Source organism: Streptomyces sp. NPDC002835 (genome assembly GCF_053591995.1).
Window position 1 is genome coordinate 184,737 of the sequence record NZ_JBSFUW010000003.1, and the last position, 14,253, is coordinate 198,989.

The 14,253-nt window shown below is 71.7% G+C and carries 14 protein-coding genes and 1 tRNA gene; 8 read left to right on the forward strand and 7 right to left on the reverse strand.

Annotated features, from left to right (window positions below):
• Positions 1-62: 62 nt before the first annotated feature.
• From ACWD01_RS05060 to ACWD01_RS05075, 4 genes are all read left to right on the forward strand, one after another.
• Positions 63-146: transfer RNA gene (locus ACWD01_RS05060), tRNA-Leu, on the forward strand.
• Between the two features lie 362 nt (positions 147-508).
• Positions 509-2,107 (forward strand): DUF2252 domain-containing protein, encoded by a 1,599-nt coding sequence (locus ACWD01_RS05065; RefSeq protein ID WP_451158172.1) that lies wholly within the window; start codon positions 509-511, stop codon positions 2,105-2,107.
• Positions 2,108-2,140: 33 nt separating this feature from the next.
• Positions 2,141-2,986, forward strand: coding sequence for a J domain-containing protein (locus ACWD01_RS05070; RefSeq protein WP_451158174.1), 846 nt, complete (start codon positions 2,141-2,143; stop codon positions 2,984-2,986).
• Positions 2,987-3,071: 85 nt separating this feature from the next.
• Positions 3,072-3,416 (forward strand): rhodanese-like domain-containing protein, encoded by a 345-nt coding sequence (locus ACWD01_RS05075; RefSeq protein ID WP_451158176.1) that lies wholly within the window; start codon positions 3,072-3,074, stop codon positions 3,414-3,416.
• A 116-nt stretch (positions 3,417-3,532) separates the two neighbouring features.
• On the opposite strand, the gene ACWD01_RS05080 is transcribed toward ACWD01_RS05075, so the two are convergent.
• From ACWD01_RS05080 to paaA, 6 genes are all read right to left on the reverse strand, one after another.
• Positions 3,533-4,675: an acyl-CoA dehydrogenase family protein gene (locus ACWD01_RS05080; protein WP_451158178.1), complete on the reverse strand. Its 1,143-nt coding sequence runs from the start codon at positions 4,673-4,675 to the stop codon at positions 3,533-3,535.
• Between the two features lie 178 nt (positions 4,676-4,853).
• Positions 4,854-5,909, reverse strand: coding sequence for a 2Fe-2S iron-sulfur cluster-binding protein (locus tag ACWD01_RS05085; RefSeq protein WP_451158180.1), 1,056 nt, complete (start codon positions 5,907-5,909; stop codon positions 4,854-4,856).
• Entirely contained in the window at positions 5,910-6,497 is a 588-nt protein-coding gene (gene paaD, locus ACWD01_RS05090) for a 1,2-phenylacetyl-CoA epoxidase subunit PaaD (protein WP_451158182.1), read from the reverse strand.
• Positions 6,491-7,273: a 1,2-phenylacetyl-CoA epoxidase subunit PaaC gene (paaC, locus tag ACWD01_RS05095; RefSeq protein WP_451158378.1), complete on the reverse strand. Its 783-nt coding sequence runs from the start codon at positions 7,271-7,273 to the stop codon at positions 6,491-6,493. The genes paaD and paaC overlap by 7 nt, the downstream gene beginning before the upstream one ends.
• A gap of 41 nt (positions 7,274-7,314) precedes the next feature.
• Entirely contained in the window at positions 7,315-7,605 is a 291-nt protein-coding gene (gene paaB / locus ACWD01_RS05100) for a 1,2-phenylacetyl-CoA epoxidase subunit PaaB (protein WP_451158184.1), read from the reverse strand.
• Complete coding sequence (gene paaA / locus ACWD01_RS05105; protein WP_451158186.1) at positions 7,602-8,570, reverse strand: 1,2-phenylacetyl-CoA epoxidase subunit PaaA; 969 nt, start codon at positions 8,568-8,570, stop codon at positions 7,602-7,604. Before paaA ends, paaB begins: the two co-directional genes overlap by 4 nt.
• Positions 8,571-8,684: 114 nt before the next feature.
• Between paaA and ACWD01_RS05110 the strand changes: the two genes are divergently transcribed.
• The 4 genes from ACWD01_RS05110 to ACWD01_RS05125 all read left to right on the forward strand — a co-directional run bounded on the left by ACWD01_RS05110 (position 8,685) and on the right by ACWD01_RS05125 (position 12,405).
• Positions 8,685-9,668, forward strand: a complete 984-nt coding sequence (locus tag ACWD01_RS05110) for a DUF5819 family protein (RefSeq protein WP_451158188.1) — start codon at positions 8,685-8,687, stop codon at positions 9,666-9,668.
• Positions 9,665-10,996 (forward strand): HTTM domain-containing protein, encoded by a 1,332-nt coding sequence (locus tag ACWD01_RS05115; RefSeq protein ID WP_451158190.1) that lies wholly within the window; start codon positions 9,665-9,667, stop codon positions 10,994-10,996. The genes ACWD01_RS05110 and ACWD01_RS05115 overlap by 4 nt, the downstream gene beginning before the upstream one ends.
• Positions 10,993-11,667, forward strand: coding sequence for a TrmH family RNA methyltransferase (locus tag ACWD01_RS05120; RefSeq protein WP_451158192.1), 675 nt, complete (start codon positions 10,993-10,995; stop codon positions 11,665-11,667). The genes ACWD01_RS05115 and ACWD01_RS05120 overlap by 4 nt, the downstream gene beginning before the upstream one ends.
• Positions 11,668-11,889: 222 nt before the next feature.
• Entirely contained in the window at positions 11,890-12,405 is a 516-nt protein-coding gene (locus ACWD01_RS05125; RefSeq protein WP_451158194.1) for a hypothetical protein, read from the forward strand.
• Between the two features lie 146 nt (positions 12,406-12,551).
• Here ACWD01_RS05125 and paaN read toward each other — a convergent pair whose 3' ends face one another.
• Positions 12,552-14,228: a phenylacetic acid degradation protein PaaN gene (gene paaN / locus ACWD01_RS05130; protein ID WP_451158196.1), complete on the reverse strand. Its 1,677-nt coding sequence runs from the start codon at positions 14,226-14,228 to the stop codon at positions 12,552-12,554.
• Positions 14,229-14,253: the final 25 nt, after the last annotated feature.

Genomic DNA, 14,253 nt, shown 5'->3' on the forward strand with positions numbered 1-14,253 from the left:
TCTTCTGCATGTCGCCAGGGGGTCGGACCGGACAGGTCAGGCCACCGAAGGACACACCCAATGCGCGGGTGGCGGAATAGGCAGACGCGCTGGATTCAGGTTCCAGTGCCCGAAAGGGCGTGGGGGTTCAACTCCCCCCTCGCGCACAGCGGAGACGGGTCTCCACCGGACGAAAGTCCTGGTGGGGGCCCGTTTCTCATGTCTACGGCAGTTTACGGTCGGTCTGTGGCGGGTGTACGGGAGGTCTCTGGTGGGTGTGCGGGAGGTCTCTGGTGGGTGTGCGGCAGGTTTGCTGCAGGCCCGGTACAGGTCTGGCCGCGTGGTGGTCCCGTCCGCGATGTTTCACGTGGAACATCCGTCGGTCGACCGGTGTGTATCGGCCTCTGGGTTCGCCCTGGTCAATCGGGTCCGCGCAGGGTTATCCACAGAGGGAGACGGCTGTCCGGGCTCGGCGGTACGGTCGTGGCACTTGACGGTGATGACCTTCGTTGCCGGGGGAGGCGCGGGCATGAGCGAGATCACGGCGTCGGTGTCGGAGCAGCGGACGGATTCCGACGGGGACGGTTCGGCGGGCGTGGCGCGGACCGGCTCGGGGGACCTGCCCGGGATCGGTGCCGATGAGGTGGGGGTGCCCGAGGTGCCTGGGAATGGCTCCGGTGGGGTGTCCGGGAGCGGCTTCGGTGGCCGGTGGCGCATTCCTGTCGTTCCGGGCTTCGCGCCCCGCGCGGCGACCGCTGACGGCGTGCGGTCACCGAAGGACATCGGCAAGGCGCTGCGCGACCGCGTGCCGCGCTCTTCGCACCATGTGATGCTGCCGACGTCCGGGCGGCCCGACGCCGTGCAGGCGGTCGAGGAGTCGAGCCGCGGACGTGTGCCGGAGCTCACCCCGATCCGGGTCGGGCGGATGGCGGCATCCCCGTTCGCCTTCCTGCGGGGCGCGGCCGGCCTGATGGGGCACGACCTGGTGGGCACGCCGGTCACCGGTATCGGCGCACAGCTCTGCGGTGACGCCCACGCGGCGAACTTCGGGCTGTACGGGGACGCCAGAGGCCGTCTGGTGATGGACCTCAACGACTTCGACGAAACCGTCGTCGGCCCGTGGGAGTGGGACCTCAAGCGGCTCGCGGTTTCTCTGGTGCTGGCCGGCCGGGTGGTGGGGGCCGACGAGGACGTCTGCCGGGCGGCGGCCTTCGACACCGTGGGCGCTTACCGCCGCACCATGCGGTTGCTGGCCAAGCTGCCGGCGCTCGACGCGTGGAACGCGATTGCCGACGAGGAACTCGTCTCGCACACGGACGCACGGGACCTGCTCGGGACGCTGGAGCGGGTCGCGGCGAAGGCGCGCAACAACACCAGCGCGCGCTTCGCGGCCAAGGCGACGGAGTCCGTGCAGGAAGGCGAGGGCGGTACGGAGGGTGCCACCGGCCGCCGCTTCGTGGACGCGCCACCGGTGCTGAGGCGAGTGCCCGACGCGGAGGCCGCGGCCGTCGCCGCTTCGCTCGGCGAGTATCTGACCACGGTCGGTGAGGACCGCCTCCCGCTGCTCGCCCGTTACGCGATACATGACGTGGCCTTCCGGGTGGTGGGCACCGGAAGCGTGGGCACCCGGTCGTACGTGGTGCTGCTCCTCGACCACCGCGGCGACCCGCTGGTGCTGCAGGTGAAGGAGGCGCGTCCCTCCGTCCTCCTGCCGTATCTGGAATCCGTCGGCTTCCCCGCGCAGGAGCCGGTGCACGAGGGGCGCCGGGTGGTACGGGGCCAGAAGCGGATGCAGGTCGTCAGCGACAGCCTGCTGGGCTGGACGACCGTGGAGGGGCGCCCCTACCAGGTGCGGCAGTTCAGGAACCGCAAGGGCAGCGTCGACCCCGCGGCTCTGACGCCCGCCCAGCTCGACGACTACGGCCGGATGACGGGCGCTCTGCTCGCCCGCGCCCACTCCCACAGCGCGGACCCGAGGCTGCTCGCCGGGTACTGCGGCAAGAACGAGGAGCTGGACGAGGCCGTGGCGGCGTTCGCGGTCATGTACGCGGACCGTACCGAGGCCGATCACGCGGATCTGCTGACGGCCGTCAAGAGCGGTCGGACGGCCGCTGAGCTGGGGGTGTGACAGGCCCCCGGGCCGCGCCCGTAGGCTGGAGCGGTGACTCAGGATGCCGCCGGGGGACCGACGACCCGGAACGACGAAGAGCAGGCCGCGCCCGATGCCGAGCAGGACCGGCCGGAGGCCCGGCTGGCCAGGGCGGTGGGGGCGGCCGAGCACGCGCTGATCGAGTTCGAGATCGCCGTCGAGACGTTCCGGGTCGAGGTGGAGAACTTCTCCCGGCTGCACCACCAGAAGCTCGGCCCGATGTACGCGCGGCTGGACGAGCTGGACGCGCAGATCGCGGAAGCGCGGGCGGCGGACAGCGGTGACCCGGAGGACCTGCGCAAGGCGCAGGAGGCACGGGCCCTGGTGATGCCGATGCCGGGCGTGGACGAGCTGTTCCACGACTGGATGGATTCCGACGGCCTCTCCCCCGAGGCCGCCGCGATGCTCACCGAGCAGCCCGTGCGGGCGCCCAAGCGGGTCCGGCCGAGCGACGAGGCACGCAAGCTCTACCGCGAGCTGGTCCGCAAGTCCCATCCGGACCTGGCGCAGGACGAGAAGGAGCGAGCCCGGCGCGACGAGTTCATCGCGCGTGTCAACGCCGCGTACGGGCTGGGCGACGAGACGACGCTGAGGGAGCTGGCGGAGGAGTGGGCTGCCGGTCCCGTACCGGCCGCGCCCCGGCCGAGCGAGCGTGACGAGCTCTATGCCCGGCTCGAGTGGCTGGCGCAGCGCAAGGAGCTGCTGACGGTGGTCGCCCGGGAGCTGGAGGAGAGCGCCATCGGGGCGATGCTCCGGATGGCGCCGGACGACCCGGACCGGTTGCTGGAGGAGATCGCCGAGCAACTGCTGGCGCAGGTCGCCGAGCGTGAGACCGAGCTGGCGGGGCTGGTGAAGTAGGTTTCCCGGGCCCTCGGTGGGGCGGGACCGGGACGGGACCGCCGACGAACCGGGGTCCTTACACGTACGAGAGAAGGCATCACTCATGAACTTCGCCCCGTTGCCCTCCGTGAACGTCGCGGAGGTGCCGGCCGACGGCCTTGTGCTGGACGTACGGGAGAACGACGAGTGGGCGGCCGGGCATGTCGAAGGCGCGCTGCACGTCCCGATGAGCGACTTCGTGGCCCGCTTCGGTGAGGTGACCGAGGCGGTGGCCGACGGACGGCGAGCCCATGTGATGTGCCGGGTCGGCGGCCGCTCCGCACAGGTCACCCAGTACCTGGTGCAGCAGGGCATCGATGCGGTGAACATCGACGGCGGCATGCTCGCCTGGGAAGGGGCGGGACGCCCCATGGTCACCGAGAACGGGACCCCCGCCTTCGTGCTCTGACATCGCGGCGGGCCGCTCGGACGGACGGCTGGCTCCGCAGGACGGCTGGGCCGCTCGGACGGACGGCTCGGCCGGGGCAGGCGTGCCTCCCGACCGGCCGCCGTCGTGGCCGGCCGCTAGCCGAGCGGGTGGGCGGCGAGGAGATCGCCGAGAGCCTCCTCATGGGCGGCCGCGGGACCGAGCGACAGCTCGAGCTGCTTGGCCCAGGCGTGATAGCGGTGGAGCGGGTAGTCGACGTCCGCGCCGAAGCCGCCGTGCAGATGCTGAGCGGTCTGCACCACGCGCCGTACCCCCTCCGACGCCCAGATCTTGGCCACCGCGATGTCCGCCGCCGGCGGCAGCGCCCCGTCGGAGCCGGTGGTGATCCGCCAGGCGGCCTGCCAGAGGGTGGCCTCCATGGCCCGGAGGTCGATGTACCGGTCGGCGGCCTGTACGGCCACGGCCTGGAACGTGGCCACCGGGAAGCCGAACTGCTCCCGCTTGCCCGTGTATTCGCCCGTCATGGCCAGCACGCGCTCACCCAGGCCCAGAGCCAGGGCGCAGGTGCCCGTGGCGAGCAGCCCGTGGAGCCACTCCCAGGCGCCGGGGTGGTCGATCAGCTCCGCGTCCTCGATCCGTACCGCCTCGAGGCGGACCTCTGCCAGGCGCTCGCCACTTGTGGAGACCTGTTCGGCGAGGGTGACGCCGTCGTGGGCGGGACGTACGAGGGCGAGGACCGTCCTGTCGTCGGCGGCGGTGGCGGGCACCGCGATACGGTCCGCGCACTGCGCCCACGGCACCGCCGTCTGCATCCCGTCGAGGACCCAGCGCCCCGCCGGCCCGGCGGGGCGGTGTGCGGAGACGGCGAGTTCGGCGGGACCGTGGCCGGTGCGGCCGTTGGCCGCCGCCGTGAGCACCAGGTCGCCGCGGCCGACCCGGGGGAGTACCTCGCTGCGGAGGCCGGCGCTCCCATGGCGCGCCACGGCCATCGCGACCGCGCAGGTCTCCAGCAGCGGGACGCGTGCCAGCACCTTGGCGGACTCCCGCAGCACCAGGCAGAGCGCGATGGGGTCGAGTCCGGCACCGCCGTGCTCGACCGGCAGCACCAGACCGAGCAGGTCGGAGTCGGCGAGCCGGGCCCACAGCGGACGGTCGAAATCGTCGGCGACGGCCCCCGCGGTCATCGCCGGGCTCGGCACCGCATCGGGCGCCACGCCCGAGAAGACCGCCTCGGCCGCCTCCACGGCTGCCAGGTGCTCCTCGGTGAAGGTGAAGTCCACTGCTCGCTCCCTCCGCGCCACGGCCGTATCTGACGGTTCGTCAAGATAGGTCAGGCCGGGCGTGAAGGGAATGGCCGTGGAGCACCGGACCGGGTGGCGGCGGGGGTGGCCTCAGGGCGGGCCGTAGCCGATGGCCGGTGGCCGCGCCGGGGAGGTCAGCGGCCTCCCCGGCCGTCGATCAGCGGTCGAAGTCCAACTCCACTTCCGTCGTGGCGGGATGGGACTGGCAGGCCAGGACATAGCCGGCGTCCGTCTCCTCCGGCTCGAGCGCGAAGTTCCGGTCCATGCGGACCTCGCCCGACACCAGGAACGCCCGGCAGGTGCCGCACACGCCGCCCTTGCAGGCGTAGGGTGCGTCGGCCCGGCTGCGCAGCACCGTCTCCAGGAGCGACTCCCCTTCCTGGACCGGCCAGGTGCCCGACCGGCCGTCGAGGGTTGCCGTGAGGGCGGCGTGGGCCGGCGTGGCGACGGTGGTGGAGAGCGGCGCCGAGCCGTCGTCGACGTGGAAGATCTCCTGGTGGACCCGGCCGCGGTCCACGCCGAGCCCGCGCAGAGCGCGCTCTGCGGCCTGGACGAGTCCGAACGGCCCGCAGAGGAACCAGCCGTCGACAGCGGTCACCGGAAGCAGCGCCGGCAGCAGGCCGGTCAGCCGCTCCTGGTCCAGGCGCCCCGACGGCAGCCCCGCCTGCTGCTCCTCGCGGGACAGCACGGTGACGAGCTGGAAGCGGTCCGGGTAGCGGTCCTTGAGGTCGGCCACCTCGTCGAGGAACATCGTGGAGGCCGCCGTGCGGTCGCTGCGGATCAGGCAGAACCGGGCCTCCGGCTCCCGCGCCAGCAGCGTCGCGGCCATGGACAGCACGGGCGTGATGCCGCTGCCGCCCACCACGGCCGCGAAGTGACCCGGCCTCGGCGGGAAGAGGAACCGGCCTGCCGGAGGCATCACCTCGACGGTGTCGCCGACGGACAGCTCCTTGAGGGCGTACGTCGAGAACTCGCCGCCGTCCACAAGTCGGATGCCCACCCGCAGCACGGGAACGCCGCCGTCCGGAGCGGCCGGGGTACAGATCGAGTAGGTGCGGCGGGTCTCCACGCCGTCCACGAGCCGGCGCAGGGCGACGTGCTGGCCGGGTGTGTGGTGGAAGGTCTCGCGCAGCTCGGCGGGCACGTCGAAGGTGACGGCCACCGCGTCGTCCGTGAGCCGTTCGACCGCGCTGACCCGGAGCGGATGGAACATCTACAACTCCTTGAAGTGGTCGAAAGGTTCGCGACAGGAGACGCACCTGCGCAGGGCCTTGCAGGCAGTGGAGGAGAACCTGCTCAGCAGCTCCGTGTCGGTCGAGCCGCAGTTCGGACAGCGGACGGAGAGCGTCAGCGGCACAGGCTCGTCCGCCGCGTGATGACGGGGCGGTGCTATGCCGAACTCGCTCAGCTTCCGGCGTCCTTCGGCGCTGATGTCGTCCGTCGACCAGGCCGGCGCGAGGACCTTGACGACCGAGACGGCCGTCATGCCGTGGTCACGCAGCACCTGTTCGATGTCGGAGGTCATGGCCTCGATGGCCGGGCATCCCGTGTACGTCGGCGTCAGTTGGACCTCGACGTCGGCGGGACCGAGCAGCCGCACGCCCCGGATGACGCCGAGCTCGCCGAGCGTCAGCACCGGCAGCTCCGGGTCGGGGACCGAGCCGGCCAGCCTGCGCAGCTCCGCCTCCAGACTCGTGTCGGCCCCGGGCGCGTCCTGGGGCCGTGGCGCGTCCTGGACCTCGGGCCCGGGCTCGGGCGCGGCCTGCGCGTGGGCAGCCCTTCCGGCCGTTCCCGTCACCATGACGCCCCCGGGTGGCTCCGGTGCAGATGCTGCATCTCGGCGAGCATCCGTCCGAACGACTCGGTGTGCAGACCCTGCCGCCCCGCTCCCGCGGACCAGGCGCCGGTGCGCGCACCGGACGGAACGGTCAGCGTGGCGCGCTCCAGGACTGCCGTGACCCGCTCGAGCCAAAGCACTTCCAGGGTCGCGAGATCCACCTCGAGCCCGTCCACCGGCTGGAACATCTCGCCCGTGAACCGCCACAGTGCGTCGCACGCCCGCTGCATCCGCTCGTGGCTCTCCGCCGTGCCGTCGCCGAGCCTGGCGATCCAGTGCTCCGCGTGGTCCTGGTGGTACGCGACCTCCTTGACGGCCTTCCCGGCGAGCCCGGCGAACGGACCGTCCCCGGCTGCCAGCTGCCCGTACAGCAGGCGCTGGTGGACGGAGAAGTAGAACTGCCGGGCGATGGTGTGCGCGAAGTCGCCGTTCGGCTGCTCGACCAGCTGGAGGTTGCGGAAGGAGCGCTCCTCACGGAGGTAGGCCAGCTCGTCCTCGTCGCCGACGAGGGAGAGCAGCACCCGTGCCTGCCCCAGCAGGTCAAGCGCGATGTTGGCGAGGGCCACCTCCTCCTCCAGGACCGGTGCGTGCCCGGCCCACTCCCCCAGCCGGTGGGAGAGCACGAGCGCGTCGTCGCCGAGAGCCAGCGCCGCCGCGGTGTGCCCCGTGGGGCGGTCCGCCGTGGCCGTGGCCGGAGGCGGGGTGTGCTGTGTCGTCGGTGCCTCGGCTGCCGGGGACATCGTGGCTGCCGGGGGTGTCGAGGACGTGGTGGGCGTCGTGGTCACAGGTGCTTCACCCCTTCCGGGATCTCGTAGAACGTCGGGTGCCGGTAAGGCTTGTCGGCGGCCGGCTCGAAGAACGGGTCCTTCTCGTCCGGTGAGGAGGCGGTGATCGAGGTGGAGGGCACGACCCAGATCGAGACGCCCTCGCTGCGCCGGGTGTACAGATCGCGGGCGTTGCGGAGGGCCATTTCCGCGTCCGGCGCGTGCAGGCTTCCTGCGTGGGTGTGGGACAGTCCGCGGCGCGAACGCACGAAGACCTCCCACAGCGGCCATTCGGTCGAGCTGCTCATGCCGTCGCCTCCACGGACTCGGTGTGCTGTGCTGCCTGGCGCTTCCCCGCGTACGCGGCGGCCGCCTCCCTGACCCAGGCTCCCTCTTCGTGCGCCCGGCGGCGCTGGCTGATCCGCTGCTCGTTGCAGGGACCGTTGCCCTTGAGGACTTGCTGGAACTCGGCCCAGTCGATGGCGCCGAAGTCGTGGTGTCCGCGCTCCTCGTTCCACCGGAGGTCCGGGTCCGGGAGGGTCAGGCCCAGGGACTCGGCCTGCGGGACGCAGATGTCGACGAAGCGCTGGCGCAGTTCGTCGTTCGAGTGGCGCTTGATCTTCCAGGCCATGGACTGCGCCGAGTGTGCCGACGCGTCGTCCGGCGGGCCGAACATCATCAGCGACGGCCACCACCAGCGGTCCACCGCGTCCTGCGCCATCGCGTGCTGCTCCGGCGTCCCCTTGGACAGGGCGAGCAGCAGCTCGTACCCCTGGCGCTGGTGGAAGGACTCCTCCTTGCAGACCCGCACCATCGCCCGCGCGTACGGCCCGTACGAGCAGCGGCAGAGTGGCACCTGGTTGGTGATCGCGGCTCCGTCGACCAGCCAGCCGATCGCGCCGACGTCGGCCCAGGTCAGCGTGGGGTAGTTGAAGATCGAGGAGTACTTCTGGCGGCCAGAGTGCAGCTTGTCGAGCAGTTCGTCGCGGCTGGTGCCGAGCGTCTCCGCGGCGCTGTACAGATAGAGGCCGTGGCCGGCTTCGTCCTGGACCTTGGCCATCAGGATCGCCTTGCGGCGCAGGGACGGCGCGCGCGTGATCCAGTTCGCCTCCGGCTGCATGCCGATGATCTCCGAGTGCGCGTGCTGAGCCATCTGACGGACCAGCGTCGCGCGGTACGCGTCCGGCATCCAGTCGCGCGGTTCGATGCGCTCGTCGGCGGCCACCGCGGCGTCGAACGCCGCCTGGTACCCATCCGCAGTCACTGCCGTCATCCGGACTCCCCTACCGACCGATCGTTCGGTTCATTGACTTCAATGGTCGGTCGGCGGGCCGTAGGGTGTCAACCCTGTGGATAACCGGGGGGACCGGCGGCGATCGGGGCGGGGATGGATTCCTACGAGGACGAGGAAGGCAATGGGGGCGGAAAAGTGAGCTCCGGGCTGCCTGCGCCACGCCGTGCCCGGCAGCCGGAAGGCGCCCGAGCGGACAGCCGTCGGGGGTCCGAGCCGTCGGCCGGGCTCGATGTACGCCGTCCGGGTGACGGCGTAGGCGCCGAGAGCGCCCCTGCGCGCGCCGAAAGCGTTCCCGGACAGCGCGAGGCGCCCAAGGCCCCGGCTTCCGCGGTCCCCGGCCGCCTCGCGCCCCCTGCGTTTCCCGACCCGCCGGAGCCGCCCGGCCGGCCTTCGGCCCCGGCGGCCCCCGCCACCGCCGGTGGAATGGCGGGACTGTCCCTCCCCTATCAGGTCGCCGCCGCCGTGGCGCTCGCGCTGATAGCGGCCTTCGCCTGCGTCCACCTGGCCATGGTGTTTCTCCACGTCGCCCCCTCCAACACCGTGACCAAGCAGCACGGCGAAGCGGTCGACGGCTGGGTGTATCCGGAGTTCGAGCAGAACTGGAAGTTGTTCGCCCCCAATCCGCTCCAGCAGAACATCGCGGTACAGGCCCGGGCCCAGTACACCGCCCGGGACGGCAGCCGCCGCACCAGCGAATGGATCGACCTGTCCGCGCAGGACGGTCGGCACATCCGCCACAACCTCCTCCCGAGCCACCTCCAGCAGAACCAGCTCCGCCGTGCATGGGACTTCTACGCCGGCTCGCACAACAGCGAGAACGAACCCGAGGGACTGCGCGGCCGACTCTCGGAGAGCTACATGCGCCGCATCGTGATGGTCCGCCTCGACCGCTACGGTCTCGACGGTCCCGTCGAGCGCGTCCAGATCCGTGCGTCGACCAGGGTCATCAAGGCCCCGGCCTGGAGCGACGAGAAGACCGACACCCGCCCCACCCACCGCGAACTGCCGTGGTGGACCGTCACCGCGGCGGACATCCCCGGCGGGGTCGGCGACGACAGGACAGAGGCCGCCCGGTGAAGCAGGCCCAGGGCCGCAAGGCCGCCCGCGCCGTTCAGCTCATCACGTCCACGGCCCTCGGGCCGTACCAGAGCGCCGTCGTACGGATCGGCTTCGCGGCGACCTGGCTGCTGTTCCTGCTGCGCGAGCTGCCCCACCGGCACGAGCTCTACGGACCGGACGGTGCCTGGAGCTGGGAGATGGGCCGGGAGCTGATCGCCGGCAACAACGCGTTCACCGTGCTCCTGTGGTCGGACAGCGCGCTGTGGTTCGAGTTCGTCTACGGCGTCTGTGTGCTGTCCAGCCTGCTGATGGTGCTGGGCTGGCATACCCGCGCGGTGTCAGTGCTCTTCATGGTCGGCGTCCTGTCGCTGCAGAACCGCTCGATCTTCGTGGGGGACGGTGGCGACAACGTCATCCACCTCATGGCCATCTACCTGGTGCTGACGCGCTGCGCGCAGGTCTGGTCCCTGGACGCCCGGCGGGCGGCACGCAGGCGCGGCCCGGAGCGGACAGGCCCTGAACCCACGGGCGCGGAACTCACGGAGCCCGAGCGCACCGATACCGAACTCACGGGCCCCGGCCGGACAGGCCCGGAGCGGTCGGGCTCCGACCCGGCAGGCCCCGAGCGGACAAGCCCGGACCGGAGAGGCCCCGACCTGGCAGGGCCCGTCCTCTGGGCGGTACTCGGCGCGGCGCTCTTCGCGGGCACCCTCGTGGGACGGGGCGGCGGCGACGCCTGGATCCTCGTCCTGTTCTGGGGGGTGTGGGTGGCCCAGGGCCTGTGGTGGGCGGTGAACCGCTTCGCGCCCGACAGTCAGCCGCGTACCCTGCTCGACGTCCTGGCGAACCTCACCCACAACGCCGCACTCGTCGTGATCATGGCCGAGGTCTGTCTGATCTACGCGACCGCCGGCTGGTACAAGATCCAGGGGTCGCGCTGGCAGGACGGCACCGCGCTGTACTACCCGCTCAAACTGGACTACTTCACCCCGTGGCCGGAGATCTCCGGGATCCTGGCCTCCGGCGGGGTGATGGTGATGCTGCTGACCTACGGCACCGTCGTCGTGCAGGTCGCGTTCCCCTTCACGCTCTTCAACCGGCGGGTCAAGAACGTCCTGCTGGTGGTCATGATGCTCGAGCACGCGGCCATCGCGGTGCTCCTCGGGCTGCCGTTCTTCTCGCTCGCGATGATCGCGGCCGATGCCGTGTTCCTGCCGACGGGCTTCCTGGTCGCCCTGGGAGCACTGGTGACCCGCGGGTTCTACCGAATGCTGGACGGCAAGGGTGGTGCTCCGCCCCAGGTGCAACAGGGGAGCGACGAGCAGCCCCGTACGCTCGTCGGGTGAGCACCACCCAAGAACCGCTTCAGGAAGAACCGCTGCAGTACGACGAGGGGTACACCCCCGAGGTCGGCGTCGGCCCGCACCCGCTGCCCTGGCCCGAGGACGAGCGGTACGACCGGGAACTGCTGGCCCGGGGCGACCGGCGGAACGTCGTGGACGGCTACCGGTACTGGACGCGCGAGGCGATCGTCGCGGACCTGGACACGCGCAGGCACGGTTTCCACGTGGCTGTGGAGAACTGGGGCCACGACTTCAACATCGGCTCGGTGGTGCGCACGGCCAACGCGTTCCTGGCGAAGGAGATCCACATCGTCGGACGCCGTCGCTGGAACCGGCGCGGCGCCATGGTCACCGACAGGTACCAGCATGTGCGGCACCACCCGGACACGGCCTCGCTCACCGAGTGGGCCGCCGCGGAGGAGCTGCCGATCATCGGGATCGACAACCTGCCGGGGGCCGTGCCGCTCGAACGGACCGAGCTGCCGCGCCGCTGCGTGCTGCTCTTCGGACAGGAGGGCCCCGGGCTCACCGACGAGGCCCGCAAGCACGCCTCCATGGTCTGCTCGATCGCCCAGTTCGGTTCGACGCGGTCGATCAACGCGGGCGCGGCGGCGGCCATCGCGATGCACGCGTGGGTTCAGCGGTACGCCGACGTACCGGCCCCGGGCGCCTGACCGGGACGTCCAGCGGCGGCCGGCGGGCGAAAGTGTGACTTTCGGACAGCTGTGTCGTTCACATCGACGAGCGGAACGTCGATACGGGTAGCGGCAACAGGGTTGAGTCGCGCGGAAGAACAGGCCTTGACGAGGCACTGGTGAACGTTGCCGCCGCTGCCCGCAGCCTGTCCCGCAGTGAGGGGCAGTTCGCCGTGTCCCTACAAGCCCCCGGAGGGGCTGATGCACCCAGAAGAGGCTCTGCTGGAGACCCGCGCTCTGCGCGCCGCCCTGAGTCACCGGACCGACGCGCTCGACGGTGCGAAGCCGCTCGTGCTGCTGCCTGACGGCGTCCATGCGACGGCGGCCATGCTCGCGGACCATTTCGAGGTCGACGCGGTGGCGCTGCGCCGCACGGTGCGCCGGCACGCGGGGGAGCTGACCGCCCTCGGTCACCGGCGGCTGCAGGGTGAGGAGCTACGGCGGTTCGTCGCGGCGAACATGCCGGGCAGCCGGGCCGGACGCGGGCAGCTCGGCGTCTTCACCCGGCAGACCGTGCTCGGGCTGGCCATGCTGCTGCGCGGCAGCCAGGTGGCCCGCCGGGTGCGGCAGCGGCTGCTGACCACGCCGGTCGAGACGGGCGGTGCCCCGACCGGGGCGCGTGGGGGCGCTCCTCGCGGGGCCGCACCGCCGGACGCCATGTTCCTGGCGATCGGCACCCCGGAGCAGATCGCCGAGGTGCTCCGCCGCGGTCTGTGAGCCGCCCGCAAGTCCTGTGGGGCCGGTCTCTGAGCCGGACCGCTTGCGGGGCTCCTGAACGGGCCGGAGGGGGCGCTGGTGGCGCGGGCTCGTACCCGCGCCCGGCCCGCGCCACCAGTGACCGCCTCATGCCGATACCCGGGCCGTCAGGCCTGTCGGCGGACCTCCACCACACGGAAGCGGTTGGAGACGAAGGCGCCGTCGCACAGCGCCGCGTTCGCCGCGGGGTTGCCGCCGGAGCCGTGGAAGTCGGAGAACGCGGCGGTCTGGTTGACGTACACCCCGCCCGTCAGGTTCAGCGAGAGCTGCGCCGACTCCTCCAGGCAGACCTCCTCGATCGCCCGCTCCGTCTCCTCGGAGGTGGTGTAGGCCCCCACCGTCATCGCGCCCTTGTCCCGGACCGTGCGGCGCAGCAGCTCCAGGGCGTCGGCCGTGGAGTCGACGGCCACCACGAAGGACACCGGGCCGAAGCACTCGGAGAGGTACGCCGGCTCGGAGTCCGCGGAGTCCCAGTGCTTGCGGGCGCCGTCGAGCTTCACCATGACCGGGGTCCGTACCGTCGCGCCGGGGAAGTCCGGGTGGACGACCTCGCGGGACTCCAGCGCGACCTCGCCCAGCTCGGACGCGGCCTCCAGCCGTGCCTTCACGTCGGGGTTGACCAGGGCTCCCAGCAGGGCGTTCGCCCGGGCGTCGTCGCCGAGCAGGCCGCCCACGGCGGTGGCCAGGTCCGCGGCCACCTCGTCGTAGCTCTTGGGGCCGGACTCGGTGGTGATGCCGTCGCGGGGAATCAGCACGTTCTGCGGGGTGGTGCACATCTGGCCGCTGTACAGGGAGAGCGAGAAGGCCAGGTTGGACAGCATGCCCTTGTAGTTGTCGGTGGAGTCGACCACGACCGTGTTGACGCCGGCCTTCTCCGTGTACACCTGCGCCTGGCGGGCGTTTGCCTCCAGCCAGTCGCCGAAGGCGGAGGACCCCGTGTAGTCGATGATCTTGATCTCGGGCCGCGTCGCCAGCGTCTTCGCGATGCCCTCGCCCGGGCGGTCGACGGCGAGACAGACCAGGTTCGGGTCGAAGCCGGCCTCGGTCAGGACCTCGCGGGCCACCTTCACCGTGAGGGCCAGCGGGAGCACGGCGCGGGGGTGCGGCTTCACGAGGACCGGGTTGCCCGTCGCCAGGGAGGCGAAGAGCCCCGGATACCCGTTCCACGTCGGGAAGGTGTTGCAGCCGATGACCATCGCGATGCCGCGGCCCGCGGTGGTGAACGTCTTCCGGAGCTCCAGCGGGTCGCGCTTGCCCTGCGGCTTCGACCAGTCGGCGGCGCCGGGGGTGCGGGTCTGTTCCGCGTACGCGTACGCCACGGCCTCCATGCCGCGGTCCTGGGCGTGCGGGCCGCCGGCCTGGAACGCCATCAGGAACGCCTGCCCGCTGGTGTGCATCACCGCGTGCGCGAACTCATGGGTGCGGGCATTGATCCGGGCCAGGATCTCCAGGCAGACCAGCGCGCGCGTCTCCGGGCCGGCCTCGCGCCAGGCGCCCATGCCGGCGCGCATCGCCGGCAGCAGCACGTCCAGGTCCGGATGCGGATACTCGATCCCCAGCTCCGGCCCGTACGGAGAGATCTCGCCGCCGGTCCAGCCGTCGGTGCCCGGCTGGTCAAGGTCGAAGCGGGAGCCGCGCAACGCCTCGAAGGCCGCGAGGCCGTCGGCGGGCGCGCTCTCGCCGTACGCCTTGGGGTGCTCCGGGTGGGGAGACCAGTACGCGCGCGTGCGGATCGCATCGAGGGCCTGGTCGAGCGTGGGCCGGTGGGTCTCGGTCAGCTGCATGCGGACCAACTCCTCGTCGAGCTGG

Excerpts from the sequence above, each read along its gene's own strand:
- ACWD01_RS05065 (WP_451158172.1), top strand. The coding sequence starts at position 509 with ATGAGCGAGATCACGGCGTCGGTGTCGGAGCAGCGGACGGATTCCGAC.
- ACWD01_RS05075 (WP_451158176.1), top strand. The coding sequence starts at position 3,072 with ATGAACTTCGCCCCGTTGCCCTCCGTGAACGTCGCGGAGGTGCCGGCC.
- ACWD01_RS05085 (WP_451158180.1), bottom strand. The coding sequence starts at position 5,909 with ATGTTCCATCCGCTCCGGGTCAGCGCGGTCGAACGGCTCACGGACGAC.
- paaD (WP_451158182.1), bottom strand. The coding sequence starts at position 6,497 with ATGGTGACGGGAACGGCCGGAAGGGCTGCCCACGCGCAGGCCGCGCCC.
- paaC (WP_451158378.1), bottom strand. The coding sequence starts at position 7,273 with ATGTCCCCGGCAGCCGAGGCACCGACGACACAGCACACCCCGCCTCCG.
- paaB (WP_451158184.1), bottom strand. The coding sequence starts at position 7,605 with ATGAGCAGCTCGACCGAATGGCCGCTGTGGGAGGTCTTCGTGCGTTCG.
- paaA (WP_451158186.1), bottom strand. The coding sequence starts at position 8,570 with ATGACGGCAGTGACTGCGGATGGGTACCAGGCGGCGTTCGACGCCGCG.
- ACWD01_RS05110 (WP_451158188.1), top strand. The coding sequence starts at position 8,685 with ATGGATTCCTACGAGGACGAGGAAGGCAATGGGGGCGGAAAAGTGAGC.
- ACWD01_RS05125 (WP_451158194.1), top strand. The coding sequence starts at position 11,890 with ATGCACCCAGAAGAGGCTCTGCTGGAGACCCGCGCTCTGCGCGCCGCC.
- paaN (WP_451158196.1), bottom strand. The coding sequence starts at position 14,228 with ATGCAGCTGACCGAGACCCACCGGCCCACGCTCGACCAGGCCCTCGAT.